Source organism: Halococcus hamelinensis 100A6, assembly GCF_000336675.1.
Lineage (GTDB): Archaea > Halobacteriota > Halobacteria > Halobacteriales > Halococcaceae > Halococcus > Halococcus hamelinensis.
This window is the reverse complement of record NZ_AOMB01000033.1, coordinates 79,937-97,288: the sequence shown is the minus strand read 5'-3', so window position 1 is coordinate 97,288 and position 17,352 is coordinate 79,937. Positions and strand designations below refer to the sequence as shown.

Annotated in this window: 19 protein-coding genes; 12 read left to right on the top strand and 7 right to left on the bottom strand. The window is 55.6% G+C overall.

Translation table 11 applies throughout. The annotated features are described in order from the left end of the window. Nucleotides 1-354: 354 nt before the first annotated feature. A complete protein-coding gene (locus C447_RS11960; protein WP_007694206.1) occupies nucleotides 355-1,095 on the bottom strand; it encodes a ThuA domain-containing protein in 741 nt (246 codons plus the stop codon). A gap of 415 nt (nucleotides 1,096-1,510) precedes the next feature. Between C447_RS11960 and C447_RS11955 the strand changes: the two genes are divergently transcribed. From C447_RS11955 to C447_RS11930, 6 genes are all read left to right on the top strand, one after another. Beyond that, nucleotides 1,511-2,401: a DUF3100 domain-containing protein gene (locus C447_RS11955; protein ID WP_029601844.1), complete on the top strand. Its 891-nt coding sequence runs from the start codon at nucleotides 1,511-1,513 to the stop codon at nucleotides 2,399-2,401. After that, nucleotides 2,401-2,865 (top strand): hypothetical protein, encoded by a 465-nt coding sequence (locus C447_RS11950; RefSeq protein WP_007694202.1) that lies wholly within the window; start codon nucleotides 2,401-2,403, stop codon nucleotides 2,863-2,865. Before C447_RS11955 ends, C447_RS11950 begins: the two co-directional genes overlap by 1 nt. 2 nt (nucleotides 2,866-2,867) lie before the next feature. Further along, complete coding sequence (locus C447_RS11945) at nucleotides 2,868-4,214, top strand: amidohydrolase (protein WP_007694200.1); 1,347 nt, start codon at nucleotides 2,868-2,870, stop codon at nucleotides 4,212-4,214. A 693-nt stretch (nucleotides 4,215-4,907) separates the two neighbouring features. Then, nucleotides 4,908-5,306, top strand: coding sequence for an ArsR/SmtB family transcription factor (locus C447_RS11940; protein WP_007694198.1), 399 nt, complete (start codon nucleotides 4,908-4,910; stop codon nucleotides 5,304-5,306). Further along, on the top strand, nucleotides 5,299-6,459 hold the full coding sequence (arsB, locus tag C447_RS11935) for an ACR3 family arsenite efflux transporter (RefSeq protein ID WP_007694196.1): 1,161 nt from the start codon (nucleotides 5,299-5,301) through the stop codon (nucleotides 6,457-6,459). The genes C447_RS11940 and arsB overlap by 8 nt, the downstream gene beginning before the upstream one ends. Nucleotides 6,460-6,481: 22 nt before the next feature. Beyond that, nucleotides 6,482-6,937, top strand: a complete 456-nt coding sequence (locus C447_RS11930) for an arsenate-mycothiol transferase ArsC (RefSeq protein WP_029601826.1) — start codon at nucleotides 6,482-6,484, stop codon at nucleotides 6,935-6,937. Nucleotides 6,938-7,323: 386 nt separating this feature from the next. On the opposite strand, the gene C447_RS11925 is transcribed toward C447_RS11930, so the two are convergent. Further along, nucleotides 7,324-7,734, bottom strand: coding sequence for a DUF2267 domain-containing protein (locus tag C447_RS11925; protein ID WP_007694192.1), 411 nt, complete (start codon nucleotides 7,732-7,734; stop codon nucleotides 7,324-7,326). A 646-nt stretch (nucleotides 7,735-8,380) separates the two neighbouring features. Here C447_RS11925 and C447_RS11920 point away from each other — a divergent pair. Next, nucleotides 8,381-8,587, top strand: a complete 207-nt coding sequence (locus C447_RS11920; RefSeq protein WP_007694190.1) for a hypothetical protein — start codon at nucleotides 8,381-8,383, stop codon at nucleotides 8,585-8,587. A gap of 181 nt (nucleotides 8,588-8,768) precedes the next feature. Further along, a complete protein-coding gene (locus C447_RS11915) occupies nucleotides 8,769-9,050 on the top strand; it encodes a hypothetical protein (protein WP_007694189.1) in 282 nt (93 codons plus the stop codon). Nucleotides 9,051-9,258: 208 nt separating this feature from the next. Here the strand turns inward: C447_RS11915 and C447_RS18800 are convergent, their stop codons facing one another. The 3 genes from C447_RS18800 to C447_RS11895 form a co-directional block, all read right to left on the bottom strand. Further along, on the bottom strand, nucleotides 9,259-9,582 hold the full coding sequence (locus C447_RS18800) for a helix-turn-helix domain-containing protein (protein WP_272942149.1): 324 nt from the start codon (nucleotides 9,580-9,582) through the stop codon (nucleotides 9,259-9,261). Between the two features lie 480 nt (nucleotides 9,583-10,062). Then, complete coding sequence (locus C447_RS11905; protein ID WP_007694185.1) at nucleotides 10,063-10,986, bottom strand: TrmB family transcriptional regulator; 924 nt, start codon at nucleotides 10,984-10,986, stop codon at nucleotides 10,063-10,065. 249 nt (nucleotides 10,987-11,235) lie between these two features. Beyond that, nucleotides 11,236-12,003, bottom strand: coding sequence for a helix-turn-helix domain-containing protein (locus C447_RS11895; RefSeq protein ID WP_007694181.1), 768 nt, complete (start codon nucleotides 12,001-12,003; stop codon nucleotides 11,236-11,238). Between the two features lie 447 nt (nucleotides 12,004-12,450). Between C447_RS11895 and C447_RS11890 the strand changes: the two genes are divergently transcribed. Together C447_RS11890 and C447_RS11885 are read left to right on the top strand one after the other, a co-directional pair. After that, nucleotides 12,451-12,630 (top strand): hypothetical protein, encoded by a 180-nt coding sequence (locus C447_RS11890; RefSeq protein WP_049904466.1) that lies wholly within the window; start codon nucleotides 12,451-12,453, stop codon nucleotides 12,628-12,630. Between the two features lie 800 nt (nucleotides 12,631-13,430). After that, nucleotides 13,431-14,420: a linear amide C-N hydrolase gene (locus tag C447_RS11885; protein ID WP_029601633.1), complete on the top strand. Its 990-nt coding sequence runs from the start codon at nucleotides 13,431-13,433 to the stop codon at nucleotides 14,418-14,420. 402 nt (nucleotides 14,421-14,822) lie between these two features. Here C447_RS11885 and C447_RS18605 read toward each other — a convergent pair whose 3' ends face one another. Further along, complete coding sequence (locus tag C447_RS18605; RefSeq protein ID WP_007694175.1) at nucleotides 14,823-15,092, bottom strand: DUF7571 family protein; 270 nt, start codon at nucleotides 15,090-15,092, stop codon at nucleotides 14,823-14,825. Between the two features lie 169 nt (nucleotides 15,093-15,261). On the opposite strand from C447_RS18605, the gene C447_RS11875 reads away from it, so the two are divergent. After that, nucleotides 15,262-15,477, top strand: coding sequence for a cold-shock protein (locus tag C447_RS11875; protein WP_007694173.1), 216 nt, complete (start codon nucleotides 15,262-15,264; stop codon nucleotides 15,475-15,477). Between the two features lie 278 nt (nucleotides 15,478-15,755). Continuing rightward, complete coding sequence (locus C447_RS11870) at nucleotides 15,756-16,175, top strand: universal stress protein (RefSeq protein WP_007694171.1); 420 nt, start codon at nucleotides 15,756-15,758, stop codon at nucleotides 16,173-16,175. 180 nt (nucleotides 16,176-16,355) lie between these two features. Here C447_RS11870 and C447_RS11865 read toward each other — a convergent pair whose 3' ends face one another. Further along, nucleotides 16,356-17,096 carry a beta-ketoacyl-ACP reductase gene (locus tag C447_RS11865; protein ID WP_049904465.1) on the bottom strand — a complete coding sequence of 247 codons (741 nt, stop codon included), beginning with the start codon at nucleotides 17,094-17,096 and terminating at the stop codon, nucleotides 16,356-16,358. Nucleotides 17,097-17,352: the final 256 nt, after the last annotated feature.

Here is a 17,352-nt window from a genome sequence, read left to right as displayed (position 1 = left end):
AACCAACACCGATATCCCGATGTATCAGGGCGAGCTCATCCCTATCGAGAGCGAGCCTGTTCCGTGACTGAACGTGGCGGTCGCCGCTCTTCTAATCACATAGAGGCAGATGTCGCTGCTGAGGATGATTTCTGGACGGCCGAACCGGCTCGTCGAGCGATCGGGTGGACACTGAACGAACTGACGAGTACCTAGTTGACACCCTAGCGACCGAGTAGCAGAACCCCTCCCCAGAACTGTCGTGACCCTATTCGTCCTCAAGCGCGCCGCTCCCACTGATTGGATTATTAGATAGCGTTCGACTTGGCCTCGGTCGCAACGACTGGACGCTCACGAATCTCGGTAGTACGGACTTTAGTGAACAGAGCGGTCGTCGGTCATCTCGATGTCCTCTAGTGGCTCAGCGTTACCGAAATCCGGCGTTGGTCCGTCGTTGGGAGCCGCCCACGAAGCGACATTTGCCAACACTCGTTGGATGGTTTCATCGTGGTAGACGGGGTAGGTCTCGTGGCCCGGACGGAAATAGAACACACGGCCATTTCCCCGACGGTAACAGCACCCGGATCGGAATACCTCGCCTCCCTCGAACCACGAAGTGAAGACTAACGTATCGGGTGCTGGGATATCGAAGCGTTCGCCGTACATTTCCGCCTCGGGTACCTCAATGTACTCGTCTATCTCATCAGCGATCGGGTGACTCGGTTCGACAACCCAAAGACGCTCTTTCTCCGCTGCTTCACGCCACTTCAGCGAACACGTCGTACCCATCAACCGTCGGAAGATCTTCGAGTAGTGCCCCGAGTGTAGAACGATGAGACCCATCCCATCGAGAACTCGCTGATGAACACGGTCGACGACCTCGTCTTCGACCTCTTCGTGCGCTGCATGCCCCCACCACATCAGAACGTCAGTCTCGTCGAGTACGTCCTCAGGAAGCCCATGCTCGGGCTCATCGAGGGTTGCCGTTTTCGTCTCGAACCCCTCGGATTCGAGCGCCGTAGCAATGACGGTGTGAATTCCCTCGGGATATATTTCGCCAACGGTGTCGTTCTCTCTCTCGTGGCGATACTCGTTCCAGACTGTGACCGTTGTCATACCCCTATGCCCGTTGGTTGGTCGTTAAGCGTTGTGATCGCAAAGATGTCCGAGAGCTACGGTATCCTCGATCGACTGGGGAGAGGGAGATGGGGATCAGATAATATTCTCTTTGTCCTTCTCGGCGTAACCTGCTCCGAGCCACAGTCCGGACCCTGCTCGGGATTCACAGCGACCCTCACGCTCTGTACATTCATGGTCGGTCTTCCTCGTCGTACTGGTATCCAAGTCTTGTGTGAGTCACTCAGTTCGTCGCCCGTGTTCCCCAGAACCTATCTTTCGATCACTCTGTAAGAGGACAAAGCCCGAGGAGCGTTCTCCTGATCGTATCGTGTTTCACCGTGGTGGTGAGCTCGAAGTCGATTAGTTTAACCCAGACTATCTTGTGGCTCGGGTATGCGTGTTGACTGGTATCATGAGTGAAGGGGAATCGACAGATCGTTGGGAGCCGATTCGGATAGTAGGACGGTGGACGGTTCACGCACGAACACACCTGACAGTGTTGATTATTGTGATCGTTGCGGAGTCGATCGGGACTATTGAATTCCCGATTGGTCCTGGAACGGTGGTGCTATTGCCGCTGTTGTTTGCAGTAGTCATTGGCATTGCTATCAGCTACAGTGTTTTGGGTACCTATATTGAGCCACTACGACGAGTCGTCAGCAAAGATGTGAGCGTCCTCAGTTCGCCCTTGCTCGTCATCGCTCTCATGCCTCTTGGAGTGAAATATGGCACTCAAGTTGGACCCTCATTTGAGAGACTCATAGAGTCCGGGGGTGCATTCGTTCTCCAGGAGCTAGGTAATCTGGGGACGATCTTCCTCGCCCTCCCCCTTGCGCTCTTTCTTGGGTTGAAGCGCGAGGCAATCGGGAGTGCAGTAAGCATTGCACGTGAACCGACCCTGGGAGTTATCACTGACAAATACGGAATCGAATCCCCCGAAGGTAGAGGCGTTCTTGGAACCTATCTCACAGGAACGGTTCTCGGGACGATCTTCTTCGGTCTGCTTGGTGGTTTCGCTACGGCGACAGGTCTCGATCCGCGGGCGCTCGCGATGGCATGTGGAATGGGGAGCGCAAGCATGATGACCGCTTGTGCTGCGTCATTGTCGACAGCGGTCGAGAGCATTCCACGTGACCAAATTTTGTCATTTGCAGCCACGAGTAACCTCTTGACAGGCATTACTGGTCTCTACATAGTACTCTTCGTCGGGCTACCACTCATCAACTATCTGTATCGTGTGCTTGCACCGCGTATTCAGGGTAGTGGGAGTGAAGCTGACCTCGCTGAAGGAGGGGATGAGTGATGGAACTCACTACTCGCCAGTTCAGCCAAAACACGTTGATTATGCTGCTCGTTATCGGAACTATCACGCTCATCGGTAACTGGGTAGGATATGGTATTTCACCCGTCGAGGCTGCGCCCGGAATGGCACTCATCGTCGTTATCGGAGTAGTGTCATTGCTCCTTGGTCGGTTCGTCCCGCTTGAGCTCCCGTCATTCGCGTATGCGATGGTCATCGCGTTCTTACTCTCCTTACCGTATTCCCCCGTACAGGCGACCATACTATCGCTCACGGAGCCCGTAAACTTCCTTGCGACCACGACCCCGATTCTCGCCTATGCTGGTCTCTCTGTCGGCTCACAGGTCACACAGATGCGCAAAGTGAGCTGGAAGCTCGTCGTTGTTGCCGTATTCGTCTTCTTCGGGACGTTCTTCGGCTCCGCACTCGTAGCACAGGCTGTTATGTCGATACAGGGGTCGCTCTAGCGATGGATGGGACAGATACCGAGGCAGTCAAAGAACGGGTTTGTGCGACCATCGACGAGCGATCGGACGATATCATCTCGCTCGCCGAGTCAGTACAGGCTGAGCCGGAGCTTGGGTATAAGGAAACCAAGACCGCGAAAAAGATAGCGGACCGGTTTTCGGAGATGGACCTCGAGGTCGAGACGGAAGCGGCCGTAACTGGAGTGCGTGCCCGTGCTGGTGGAGGCGACTTTGTTGCCGCGGTTCTCGGGGAGCTTGATGCACTTATCAATAGCGAGCATCCACTGGCCGATCCAGAAACAGGCGCAGTGCACGCCTGCGGCCACCATGCACAGCTCGCCCATCTCGTTGCCGTCGGCTACGGGTTTACTGATACCGATATTATCGAAGACTTCGATGTTGCTCTCGAACTAATGGCGGTCCCTGCAGAAGAATATCTTGACCTCGAATACCGGCGCAATCTCGTTGATGAGGGTCAGATAGAGTTCTTTGGTGGCAAGCAGGAACTGATAAAGCGCGGATATTTCGAGGATGTAGACTGTGCGGCAATGGTCCACGCCGCTAATGAGACGCCCGATCGCGAGATAACGACTGACTTTTCAACCAACGGGTTCGTCGGGAAATTCATCACTTACGAGGGCAAAGAATCTCATGCTGGCAGCGCGCCTGAAGCGGGTGTCAATGCTCTCAACGCGGCAACACTCGGTCTGAATGCTATCCATACTCAGCGGGAGACGTTCGCTGACGAGGACCACGTACGTGTCCATCCAGTTATCACGAAAGGTGGCGACGGCGTCAATGTCGTACCCGCAGACGTACGCGTGGAGTCCTACGTCCGTGCAAAGGATCTCGATGCTATCACTGACGCGAATGAAAAAGTCAATCGTGCGCTAAAATCGGGTGCGATGGCCGTCGGTGCAGACGTGACCATCGAAGATTATCCCGGCTATATGCCGTTGCGAACTAACCAAACGCTCGTTGACCACTACAATGACAATGTCCGACGTGTTCTCGGAGAAGACGCGCTCGTTGCCGAGCGTTCGCACCTCACTGGATCGACGGACATGGGTGACCTAACACAGATCGTCCCCGGCATTCACCCCTGGATCGGTGGATTCGAAGGTAACGTCCATGCCCGCGATTTTGCTGTCGCCGACGCCGAAATGGCTTATCTCCTGCCAGCAAAGGCGACTGCCTGTACGCTCATCGATGTGTTCGCTGATTCCGAAGCACGTGCGGCGATCCGTAGCGCGAAATCCGAAAAACGTTCCCGTGAAACGTACCTCACAGAGGCGCGAGAATTGCGTGAGACACTCTCTGGGGAGTATCTCGACCACCCCTTGAAATAACCCATTTAGCAGATGTTCGACCGTGGACCCATCGATCGCAAAAAGACGAGAGTGCGGTCGGTAGGCTGGTAGAAAGTCGAGCGCGAAGATATCACAGCAAGCGCGGCTGCTACCATCAACTGATGAGTGAGATACATTTCAGGACCGGGGAGTCGACTCTGATGGGCTACTCTTCGGTGGGGCTCCGCTAGAAGTAGAAGCTGGTGAACCGCTCGACGCTGAGGATACTGACGGGATCCTGGGGGACGCTCTCGCTAGCGAGTGGGCCAATAAGTGAGCGACGGGCACTCACGCTTCCAGTCAGTAGACGTTGGGGACACCGGTCATGTGCCCTCGTTCGTCGACAGGGACGCGATCGTCGCACACCTCTATCCTCGATGGGAATTCACGATGAGGGTCGGACTGTGATCGAACAACGGGCGACGGGGAGCTACATTACCATCCGCTTCTCACAAATCAGTACGTGTGGGGACCGACGCTATTCGCAGCTTCCTCTCCCAGAGCCATCATCGGTATCAGCTCCGGAGTCGTTCTGTTGGCCTGGTCTGATTGCACACTTTACTTCACCACTCGTTCAAGTGGAGTCTTTCCGCCGACTCTCGTATGAACGGAGAGAAGCAAATCAGTCACATTTAGATGGAAGAACCACACCAGCATCGAAATAGTTAATTGAGCCAGCGCTCAATTGGATTCGTGGCACAAGCGACTGAACGACTTCAGCGGTACCTAGAAGACGAACTCGGGGAGTGTCGAGACGAGGACGTCGAGCGACGACTCGACGAACTCGGGACGCTCGAAAGAGCACTCGGACCGGCACAGGTGAGTGGCGAACTCGACGTGCTCGCCGCGCTCGCCAACGAGACACGCTACACGCTCGTTCGCGTGCTCGTAGCGGCTGGGGAGGAACTCTGTGTTTGTGAGCTTCAGGCCGTCGTCGACGTGAGTGAAAGCGGCCTCAGTCACGCGCTCTCGGCACTTGTCGATGCAGGGCTCGTGACCGGGCGCAAGGACGGTCGCTGGAAGAAGTACCAGGCTACCAATCGTGCCATTACCCTCGTGACTGTTCTCGACGGGAGCGTGAACGGTGAGTAGCGTCGAGCACGACCACGGCCCGAACTGCTCGTGTCCGCAGTGTGGCGACCCACGCTCGATGGACTTCCTCGATAAGTATCTCACCGTCTGGATCTTCGGCGCGATGGCCGTCGGCGTGGGATTGGGCTACGTTGCCCCATCGGTGACCCAACCGATTCAGAACTTCCACCTCGTGGAGATCGGCCTCATAGTCATGATGTACCCGCCGCTGGCGAAAGCGGACTACTCGCAGCTCCGGACGGTGTTCGGCAACTGGCGCGTCCTCGGGCTGAGCCTCATCCAGAACTGGCTCATCGGCCCGACGCTGATGTTCGGACTGGCGGTCGTTTTCTTCAGTGGACTCGTCCCCGGTCTGCCAGCCCGCCCCGAGTTCTTCCTCGGACTCATCTTCATTGGGATGGCCCGGTGTATCGCGATGGTACTCGTCTGGAACGAACTCGCCGAAGGCTCGCCCGAATACGTTACCGGGTTGGTCGCGTTCAACAGCCTCTTCCAGATCGTTACCTACGGCGTCTACGTCTGGTTCTTCGGGTTGTTCCTGCCGCCGCTGCTGGGAATGGAATCGCTCGTCGCGGGCATCACGACCTTTGACATCACGCCGATGCAGGTGTTCCAAGCCATCGTGGTCTTCCTCGGGATTCCCTTCGTCGGCGGCTTTCTGACTCGCTACGTCGGCACACGCACCAAAGACAAGGAGTGGTACGAGGAGGAGTTCGTGCCGAAGATCGACCCACTGACGCTGGTCGCGTTGCTGTTCACCGTCATCGTGATGTTCGCCACGCAGGGCGAGAACATTGTCTCGGCACCCGCCGACGTCCTGCTGATCGCCGTGCCGCTGACGATTTACTTCGTGGTGATGTTCTTCGTGAGCTTCGGCATGGGCAGAGGCATCGGAGCGGACTACTCGACGACGACGGCTATCGGATTCACAGCGGCCTCGAACAACTTCGAGCTCGCCATCGCGGTCGCGGTCGCGGTGTTCGGTGTCGGCTCCGGCGTCGCCTTCACAACCGTCGTCGGCCCGCTCATCGAGGTACCAGTCCTGCTCGCGCTGGTCAACGTTGCGCTATACTTCCAGCGCAAACTCGACTGGAGTGGAACTGGGACTGGCAGTGTTGACGCATCTCCTCCCGAGGCGACGACTGACGACTAACCACCTGCACCAACCAAAACTAATGACCACCACTACTGATACGACTGACCCGATTCGACTCGCGTTCGTGTGCGTCCAGAACGCCGGCCGCTCGCAGATGGCGACCGAATTCGCCGAACGCGAACGCGAGCGCCGCGATCTCGAAGGTTCCATCGCGATACTCACTGGCGGAACCCACCCAGCAGACCACGTTCACGAGGAAGTCATCGAGGTCATGCACGAGGAAGGGTTCGATCTCTCGGAGCGGACGCCCCGCGAAATCACGACCGAACAACTGCAGTCGTGCGATTACGTGGCGACGATGGGCTGTTCAACGCTCGATGTAGGCGAGAACGCTCGGACAGTGGACATCCGCGACTGGGACCTCCCCGATCCTGCCGGGCAGGACCGCGAAAGAGTTCGCGAGATCCGTGATGAGGTGAAACACCGGGTCGAGACGTTGTTCGACGAGGTTACTCCCTCGGAATCCGCTGGGTAATAACTGCTGATTCGAACGTCCACTATACGGGTTTCTTCATACGGGTCGTTGTCGAGGACGGCGTTCGTCGAATTCAGTTGTTGCTGTATGCGGTCGGGAGCATCAACGCGCTCGGTCTCTCCGTATCCGCGCCGTCAACTCCGAGGGGTTCCGATCATTCGACTCTATTCTGCTAAAAACATACCACCCAACCGATAATACATCGACAAATGATACATTCTGATTCGAAATACAATACCGGGTATCGGATGCTGGTCGCGACTCCAGCAAACAATCGAGTGACGTCGTAGCTGACCGGCGCAGTATGGCGGGTGGTACTGCATCCACAGTAACGCTGCTTTTGATGCTAACTTGGTTGGGTCACCCAGAAACTGGTTTGCGACGAGTCACAGTTGCTGTTCGCTCATATCAATGGGTTCGTACAACGAGTCGAACTCACTTGGGAATTGATTGCGTGCGTCTTCGAGTTCACTGCCGCTCACAGCATCACCAAGTACCGTCATCACTCCTCGAATGTAGTGTTCGGTGTTGGATGCAGTGGCATCACTGAGCGTCGCTACCCGATCATTGACTCGCGAAATGAACTCGTCAACCGAGAATTCCTCCGCTTCTGGAGTTTCGCTTATCAGCACGTTGTCGATCTGTGCAGGAAGCTGGGAGGCAATGTTTTCGGCCTCTCCTTGGGTGATACGCTGGCCGAACACGCCGAGTACTGCGCTCGTCATCGTATACGCTTGATCACGTGATTCGAGACCTGTTCGCTGCTGGACGGCGTTGAGGAACTCATTCTCTTGCATAATTTAGTCACTGGCACTACGGCGTGCCTTGGTCGAAGAATAGCGGTATCTCCTGTTTCAGCCTTGGGCTTTAAAAAGCAGGCGTCGCGACAGCGAAACCTCAGAACGGTCCGATGGGTTTTCTCACCCCGCTGGGGGCTTCCACACTGACCATCCAGATTCAGGCATCAGTGTAAGCCAGTAGAACAACAGGGAGACGTCCATCCCGGCCAGCCAATGTGCTATACCAGTTACTCCCGGTCGCCACCAGATGCCCATAGCATTACCAGCTGGGGGTTCTGAGAGTGGAGCGACGTACTCTCAGCCGGTGCTGCCAGGACAGAGAGTCGATCCGTGACCGTCTCTCCACGGTTACTTCGCCGGAAACGCGCGGTGCTCTAATTGGACAATCGGGCGTCTCGTAGCTGCCCTACCCGGTGGACAGTCGAGGATTCCGTACAGCGGTTTTCGTCGGCTATAGTCTCTCGACCAGTGGACAGTCGGGGGATCGTGTTCTGCGGCTCTATCCTGCCACTTCATATCCTGTGTAGACGGTGCAGAAGTGGGATTTACACTGCTGTAGAGCGCGATTTTCGGTGTTTCGCGCTGGATGGCTCTCTCGCGGCGTTGCTGAAAATTTATCACGCTATCCAACTATCTCTCGGGTATGGACAGTCCACTGCAGTTGGTCTCGCGGTTCAATCAGTGGGGAGACAGCCTCTCGCCTGCAGGCACCGCGCTGATGATGGCGGTGGGTGGATTCGTCGTGATTTCTGCCCTCGGATTCATGTTCTCAGACTTTTCGCTGTTTTTGGCAGCTACTATTGCTGTGGGACTTGGCATCGGAGCCTACGCTGCAAGTCTCACGACCTGATTTCGCGTGCTGGTGGCCTCGTCCTGGTGTGGTCGCTCACTCCTCGTCGTTGCTGTCGCGCTGTGTCACTCGGTCGGTACCCAGTGGTTCGCACCAGCACCGGCTAGCAGAAAAGAGGTATTAAAAACAGCTTGGTTGTCCCGGTCAAGGGTGTTTGGGACAGACGTCCGAAATACCGTGTATGGAAGGATTTGGCTCGCTGCCCTCCCACCCGCTGAGGCGTTCCGAGGTGGAGCGACTCAGATCTGATGCGAGTGTCGATGGATTGATCGAACTCGAACCGAAAGTCGTCTACCGGAACGGTGGCCTCCGAAAAGCCGTGGCGTTGACCGACCGGACAGTCATCGACCTCGCTTTCAGGGATGGAACGTGGACCCAGCAAGTACTGGCACGCGACGCTGATAGTCGCCATCATCTTCGGGAAGCGCTAAAGCAACTCAACGAGACGAATACTGACGAATAGATGTCCGCTCCCGATTCGTTGTGTGTACGATGAGGTTGTCAGCAAGGACATCAGTCCGCGCTGGAACGGCATCGGACTCACCGACCGCCGTTACGAACGACATCTGATATCGCGTTTCCGTATCCAGTTGTGCTGGGCTTCGCCGTCGATCGTACCGAAGATTGCGTTGATGTGCTCCGTAGATGAGGGTTTGACCTATCTCACGGCTCTAGCAATGCCCGTACTGATACCGACCGACCTCTGTACCGAACTCTCGTCTAGAAAGGATCCGCCTCGTTTCCGCGACCACGTGAAACTTTACCGTGAAGCGAGAAGTATTATCGGTGATCGATGGCATACCATCGGAACTATTGTAAAACTCGTCTGCGATGTCTTCTGCAGTGGCGCATCGAGGAATATCGTAATACCCCATCTCGAATGCCGTGAGGAGTGCGGTCCGTTGACGGTCGGTCAATACTGACTGGATCGGCCCCTCGTTGCCGTCGAAGGGCGTCACGCTCTCGCACTCGGCCTCACATCCGAGTGCGTCCATGATATCTTGTGCCTGGCCGCGCTGCTCGCGATCGTCTTCCCTAATATTGAATCGAAGACTGTCGCTGGAAGTTTGGTGAGATCGGTCGTCCTGGTCACTACTGTTGCAGCAGGTAGGCCACACATGACCTCTAATTCCCGAACACGGGAGTTTTACTGCCAACTCAACGGGTTTCGGAACTAGGCCACATTGCTAGTTCGATATATACCCGTTGAACAGTCAGGTGTTGGTTTCAATCATTTCGGTGTGTTAATAGCGAGGACTATGCCAACTGTTTGGGGAAGGAACGTGGAGAGGTACTGTCCACGGTGTGAAGCGGTTCGTCGAGTCATCAAGGACGTTCCATGGCGACCGGATGTCTGCCGAGAGTGTGGGAAAGACGTCGTTTCTACCCCACGCTCTACTTCGAAAGTGGGTTAGTGGTCGATCGGCTATGGAGGTGTAGTACCCTAGTCTGTTGCATCCATTCACGAGAGTGCATCATCTGTCGTCGTGTGCTTCCTGTTTTTTGGCTGGGTCCTGAATATCTTGCAACCCATAGGATAGCAATCGCCGAGCGATCACGACCAGCCCATTCGAGAACCCACTCCCATATATCGCTCGTTCAGTCGGCTTATCACTCTCAGTCGGGGTCCGTGAACTCACGAGGAGTTCGGTCCGGTCGACCATCAGTAGTACCCCGATCGAGGCTTCCTCTGACTCCGTCTCAGGCCCCTCAAGCCACTCCAGACCGGTTTCGAACACCTCCGCATGCGGGACGTGGTCACGAATCGCGTCGCGGGTTTCCGACTGGAGCGCGCCAACGAGTACGTCCGTTCCAGTCGTGGCGGCCTCTTCGAGGCTCTCGTAGAGGTCGTCGGTGAGCACGGCTTCGGACCCAACGACGAGAAACACCTCCTCGTCCGCGGCGTTGACCATCTCCTGGGCACGCACCGCGATCGAAGTAGTACCTGTAAGCGACCAGACTTCGTGGGAACGCTGCTCAGTGCTCTCTTGTTGGTTCTCGATATCGTGCAGTGCTTGGTCCAACTCGTCGATGCGCGACGAATAGTGGTCTGCGAGAATGACAACCGCCTCGTTGACTCCGATGGCGCGGAAGCGCTGTGGATTTCCCTGCTGGATCTCGACCAATCCCTTGGATTCGAGGACTCGAACGGCCTCGTAGACGCGGGTACGGGGAACCTCCGCAGTGTCACTGATNTGCTGGATCTCGACCAATCCCTTGGATTCGAGGACTCGAACGGCCTCGTAGACGCGGGTACGGGGAACCTCCGCAGTGTCACTGATCTCTTTCGCCGTTCCATGGGGGAGTCTCGTCAGTGCTGCAAAACACTTCGCTTCGTACTCCTTGAGCCCGAGCTCTTGGAGCAGCTCTACTACCTCCTCTTCGACCGCGCTTACCATGGTCCAACCACCCATTGAGTCGTTTCTCGTGAGAGCGTATATGTCTCTCCCCGAGTTGACTCCCTCCCACGACGATATTCTAAGCAGGCTCATCTACTTCATGAATGGTCTAATCGCCGTTTGGGCCTACGCTGAGCGAGCCATCGAGACTGTCACCCGAATCCTCACAAAAGTGTTTTAGTAGATGAGATAGAAGGGGAGAGTGGCGGCCGGTCAGTACCTCCAACCACCGTACTGACCGGGTGCCACTTACTTTGCCTCTAAGGGAGTTTCTGACGGCGAGGCCCAGAGGGTGTCGAATCTATCGTCTCCGAGAAGGTTCGAGAGACCACGTCGAAGGCGTTCGGATGCTGCTTGGTCGGAGATGCCGCATTCTGTGGCGAGCTCAACCATACTGATCCCACGTGGGATATCGAAGAATCCATGTTCGACAGCCAATGCAATGACTTCGCGCTGCGACGACGTGAGAGGCTGTGAGATGAACGTGGATTCCGAACGAGCATCAGTAAGGCCATTCAGCGAGAACTGAATGTCTTGTTCGCGGCACCAATCCCGATACGCACTCAGAGCCTCGTGATCCGGGAACTCCATTCGAATCGTCGCTCCGTGACGTGTGACGGTCGCACCGAGGAGGACACTCCCAAGGGAGGTCCAATCCCAGTAGGNATCCGGGAACTCCATTCGAATCGTCGCTCCGTGACGTGTGACGGTCGCACCGAGGAGGACACTCCCAAGGGAGGTCCAATCCCAGTAGGAGGTCTCCGAAGCGGGTACCCAGATTTGGTAACGTTCTCGGTCGTCTTCGGAGCGGAGATGCTGGCTTCCTTTCACCGTTTCCGAGCGTTCGAGTTCGGTTTGGAACGCCCTCCAGTGGTCCGTCTCAGCCCAGGCCGTCACCGAGAGAGTCTCGGGACTGCACGCAACGACTTGCTCGACTTCAAGCCGAAGGTCAGGTACCGCTTCGAACAGCCGGTCATAGACCGGAGCATCGAGTTGGTAGGTCGCGATGAGGCTCATCTCCCCATCACCCCTGCTCGTCGTTTTCCGCGGCACTGATGACGGCTCTGTTCGGACGTACGAGTCTTCGTTTCCGGTGTGGAGATTTCCGTCCACTGGATTGTATGCGTCATCCCAACCACCTAGCGCCAGTTTGGCGCTATTGCCTCCCACACTCCGAGCGCATTATATGTGGGCTTTCGTTATACGGTTCCGAAGTTCAGGAAAGCTGACTCCGTATTTCGGTTCGTTTTTCCTCCGAGTCTTCCGTGTTGGTGAGAAAAACGATCATAAAACGATGTTCGGTAATCTCTACTGGGAAGCGAATGATGGACGAGCACAAATGGTATCCCGAATTCCTATCGGCTTCTCGCGCGCATACTGAACCGATATGAAATCAGTCTGAGAGCAAACGAAGCCGGTGCCACAACGACTATGTGACTTTCTGCCGTGTGCTGGTGTGCTACTATGGACGGCGATGAATTCGAACAGCAACTTCACCAGCTCGTCGCAAAGGCAGACGAAAACGGCGTATCGCTTCTCGGCTGCTATAACCTCGATACTGGCGAGGCGAACGATCGAACCCTCCAACTCGAAGTTACGGAGATCGCCAGTGACACTAGGTCCCGGCTTCCCTCGAGGGAATAGCTCGCAGCACTGACTCCGGGATATATCCTATTACTCTTCGAAGATCGATCGACCCCCATTGCTACCCATGTCTTCCATTCTTCTCTTCACGTGTAGATTACCTGAGCAGGCGCGGAGGGACAGAGGGTTCCGAGTAGGACGGTTTAGAACTCCAAACCTCTCTGACATCACCCAACCACCACCCTTCGTGTCCATTCACCGATGACGAATATGGAACCAACTGAGAGTCAACTTTTGATGTGCGAGAGTTGTGGCGTTGTTCGGCCCGTTCATAACATGGCAAACGGAAGGATACCTCACAGCAGGGAACGAAACGGGGAGTGCGACGAATGTGGATGCAACGAGTTCTCTCAAGTGGTTTTGTGACTTGCATCCACTCATTACAAGTATCCATCATGAGGGGGTAGAGGCGTAGACACGAACTTCCTACCGAACATCGAGTCAAAGGTGTCGGTAGAAGTTCGACGCTCCCTGTGGTGTCCTTGCTCTGCGGAACACGGAGGAAGTAATAATCCTCGTCATCGATCACCTCGCGCCGAACGTGCTCGGGCGTAATCTGTGGTATCTCGAACGACCGAAGCCCGACCTCGCCGCCGAACCGGATCACTAGCTCGTCGCGATAGGATTCACACAACAGGCGATCGGTCTGCAACGAGAGAGAAGTGATTTCTCGGCGTGAAATCCCGTAGGGTGTATCATTATAGACTCACCGCTACATATTTCTACGAGTGAGATAATTATCACAGCGATGAAATCCCAAAAACCACTGCTTCGAGTGCTTTCATCCAAGAGAGGTATATATGTGTAGCCGTTTAGTCTATCTCGGCTCAGAAGGTCGTGTTCTTACCGGCCGATCGATGGATTGGACACGAGAAATCGGCTCCAATATTTGGACCTTCCCTCGTGGTATTGAACGCAACATCGAGACCGATCTCCCGTACAAAAGCTGGACAGCCCAATACGGTAGCGTGGTCACTACGGCCTATGATATCTGTACTACCGACGGGATGAACGAACCCGGTTTGATGGCCAATCTGTTGTGGCTCCCGGAGTCCGAATATCCCGATTGGAACGATGAAGCGTCCGCCTTGCCGGTCTCGATGTGGGCTCAGTATATGCTCGACAACTTCGCTACCGTGGCCGAGGCTGTCGAAGCGGTTCGAAACGACGACTTCGTCGTCGTCACACAGCAGCTACCTGACGATGACCGATTCGCGGCGTTGCATCTGTCCCTGTCAGATCCGACCGGTGACAGTGCAATCATGGAGTTCATCGACGGCGAGCTGGTCATTCACCACGACCGCGATCATCAAGTGATGACCAACTCGCCAACGTTCGACAAACAGCTCGCACTCGCCGAATATTGGGACGAGATCGGCGGAACTGTTATGCTTCCAGGAACGAACCGACCAGCGGACCGATTCGTGCGTGCTCGCTTTTACATCAATGCTATTCCACAGGTCGAGGACCGTCACGCCGCGACCGCGAGCGTGTTTAGCGTGATACGCAACGTGTCCGTTCCCTACGGGCTCAGCACACCGGATGCGCCACATATCTCATCGACACGCTGGCGTACTGTTGCAGACCACAAGGACCGGATCTACTACTTCGAATCGGCGTTCACGCCGAACGTGTTCTGGGTGAAGCTCGATGCACTCGATTTTTCATCCGAAACGAGTGCGAAGACCCTCCAACTGGGACCACGACAGTCGAATACGTTTTCCGGCGAGGTGTCGGACGAACTGGTCGCCAGCGACCCGTTTCGATTCTTGCGGCCACACGGCGAGTAGCTCAGTTCTCTCTCACTCTCTCTCCTTGCCGACAGCCGAGTGATTACCGACGGAGGCGACCGCCGCGATCGCACACTCGATTGGGTGTGCTCTCCATCGACATACAGCGCGGCACGCTCCTCGGATGACATCGACACCAGCTACCAGCGCTCCTTACGTTCGATGTTTCTCGATACGCTACGTGTTAGCCCCCGCTTTTATCGGGACCAACGACCGATACTGTGGTGAGCGCACGCCTCGAGGTATTTGTTTCACTGCTGTTGCACCGCTCCCCAGCGCTTTGTCTCCCAGGTAATATCTGTTTGCTCGCTAAGACTGCTCGTTGTATACGGCTGGACGAAATAGCGGTCGGTCAATCGTTAGACTCACACTGTGTCATTGGTGTTCGGACGCAACCGCCGTTCAGGTGGACACGTGATTCCGCATCCAGCCAGGGTCGTGCCCGGTGTGATTTATGAGATCGGACCGACACGCCGGGCAGTAGTCAGGGACGTCGGATTCGCTTCGGGGAACGTACACCGCGCCGCCGCACTTCACACATGCATCTACGACGATGGTCGCGCAGTCCGCACAGACGTTGAAGTCGTCAACCGTGAGTTCGCGCAGGGGTTCGAGTTGTTTATCTAGGAGATACTCGTCGATGACTGTCTGGCAGTTGTGGCACGGTTTCATGGCGATGCATAGTACACCTCGTGACCACCCCGGAAATACTTGCCCTAACTACTGCTACATGCTGAGAGAGCGATACGTGTAACTACCCACTCTCTCTGTCCATACCCGGAATCGTGGTATCAGGACCCTCGGAAGCGTTATCCCCGACAGTGCTCTACGACTATGAGTAATGACGAAAGGTACGGTTGATTTCTTCAACGACTCGGGCGGGTACGGCTTCATCAAAGTCGACGATGACGAGGAAACGGACCTCGATGACGACGAGGACGTCTTCTATCACATGGAAGACGTCGGCGGTCCGGACCTCGAAGAAGGTACAGATGTGGAGTTCGAGATCGAGGAGTCTCAGAAGGGGCCGCGCGCGAGCAACCTCACCCGACTGTAAGACAGAGCGACAACGATCGGTTCGAATTTCAGAACAACAGGTCAGTGAGTGCAAGCTGTGTGAACTGAGCTGTCTTTCAAGTAGATGCCCCAGAGTCAAATCGATAGCGCGACGACGGAAGGGATAGCGTGCCGAATACGGAGAACGCTCGGACTACGGCCATATTACAGATACGCAGCGTTCCTGTTTGTTCGAATACACACGCGAGCTCGAACCCAATTCCGTGGGTTTTGTGAGCTATACACGGTATTTATCGGGTAGTCAGTCCTACCTAGTGTATGACCTCACGTGTTCTCGTCCCGATGGACGATTCGGAGATGGCGAAAGAGGCGCTCCGGTACGCCTTAGAAGTCCATTCGGGCGCTGAAATCACTGTGTTGCACGTGGTCGGTGAGCCGTCCGGGATGATGGGCAAAGCAATGGAGTTGGCTCTCGAAGACGATATCAAACAGGCAGCTGAGAACGCTGCCGAGAACGTTCTTGCGGAAGCTCGTGAAATCGGTACGGGGTACGATACCGATATCGAGACCGACGTCAGATGGGGAAGCCCAGCAAAAGAGATACTTAGAGAGGCAGAAACATTCGATACGATCGTTCTCGGAAGCCATACAGGGACTCTAGCGGATAGGTTGTTCGTAGGGGATATTGCAAAGGCAGTATTTCGTCGATCGCCAATCCCAGTGACAGTTGTCCGGTGACCGTTCCTGAGATACTATGCATCAAGAGATAGCAAGGAGTAGTGTTGCGAACTTCCTTCACCAACAGCAGGTTTGGACGTCTGAGAGACTCATGCACTCCTCTCCAGACCAACATCGATGAGTGCCTGCTTGACGTCTCCTAATTCTTATCGGCGTCTGCCATTCGCACCGAATGAAGAGCTACCACTCCATACCGCCGTTGACAGCAAGAATTTGACCGGTCATGTACCCCGAATCCTCGCTTGCAACGAAGCGAACGATACCGGCGATATCTTCGACCTCTGCGAACCGCTCGAGCGGGATACGCTGCAGGATTTTTTGTTTGACTTCCTCGGGCACATCCTCGAGCATGTCCGTCTTGACGAACCCGGGTGCAACGCAGTTCGCGGTTGACTCCGTTTGAGCGAGTTCGAGTGCGATCGTCCGCGTGAAGCCGAACAGGCCGCTTTTCGTCGCTGCGTAGTTGGCTTGACCGTAATTACCCTGTTGGCCGACTACTGATGAGATATTGATGACCCGCCCGTCGTCGGATTCTCGAATATCGTCGAAAAAGGCGCTCGTACAGTTGAATACTCCACCAAGGTTGACGTCAATCACGTGCTCCCACTCCTCACGAGTCATGGTGGAAAAGGTCCTGTCGACCGTCACACCCGCATTGTTCACGAGTACATCCACAGGTCCGACCAACTCGTGAATCCGGTCGCACATGGCTTCGACTTCCTTTCGGTTGGAAACATCGGCCTGGAGCGGGATTGCAGTCCCCCCTCCATCTTTGATCGCTCTTGCCGTGTCGTAGGCGGCGGCTTCGGATGAACGATAGTTCACGATAATGGTCTCGTTGTGTCGACCGAGTTCCTCGGCAATTCCCCGGCCGATTCCCCTCGATGCGCCCGTAACAAGGCACGTTTGATTTGAGCTCATTGGTGAGTGGGTACGAAGAACATGAAGAGGGTGAATCGATAGCCGAGGTGTTCTCCATCGCCTCGGACTTCACCTCTCACACGAAGCGCAATTACGGATGAGAGAGGTCGCCCTCTTCCTTTCTCTCGTTAGATCGGGGGTGAGAGCTATAGCAGGATACCATGGGTTCCGAGGGGGTTCATCAAGACGGCTGAACACAGCTCAGTAGAGCGGATAGACACAAATTTCGAGGCGATTTGCTCTCCCAGGACCGGGT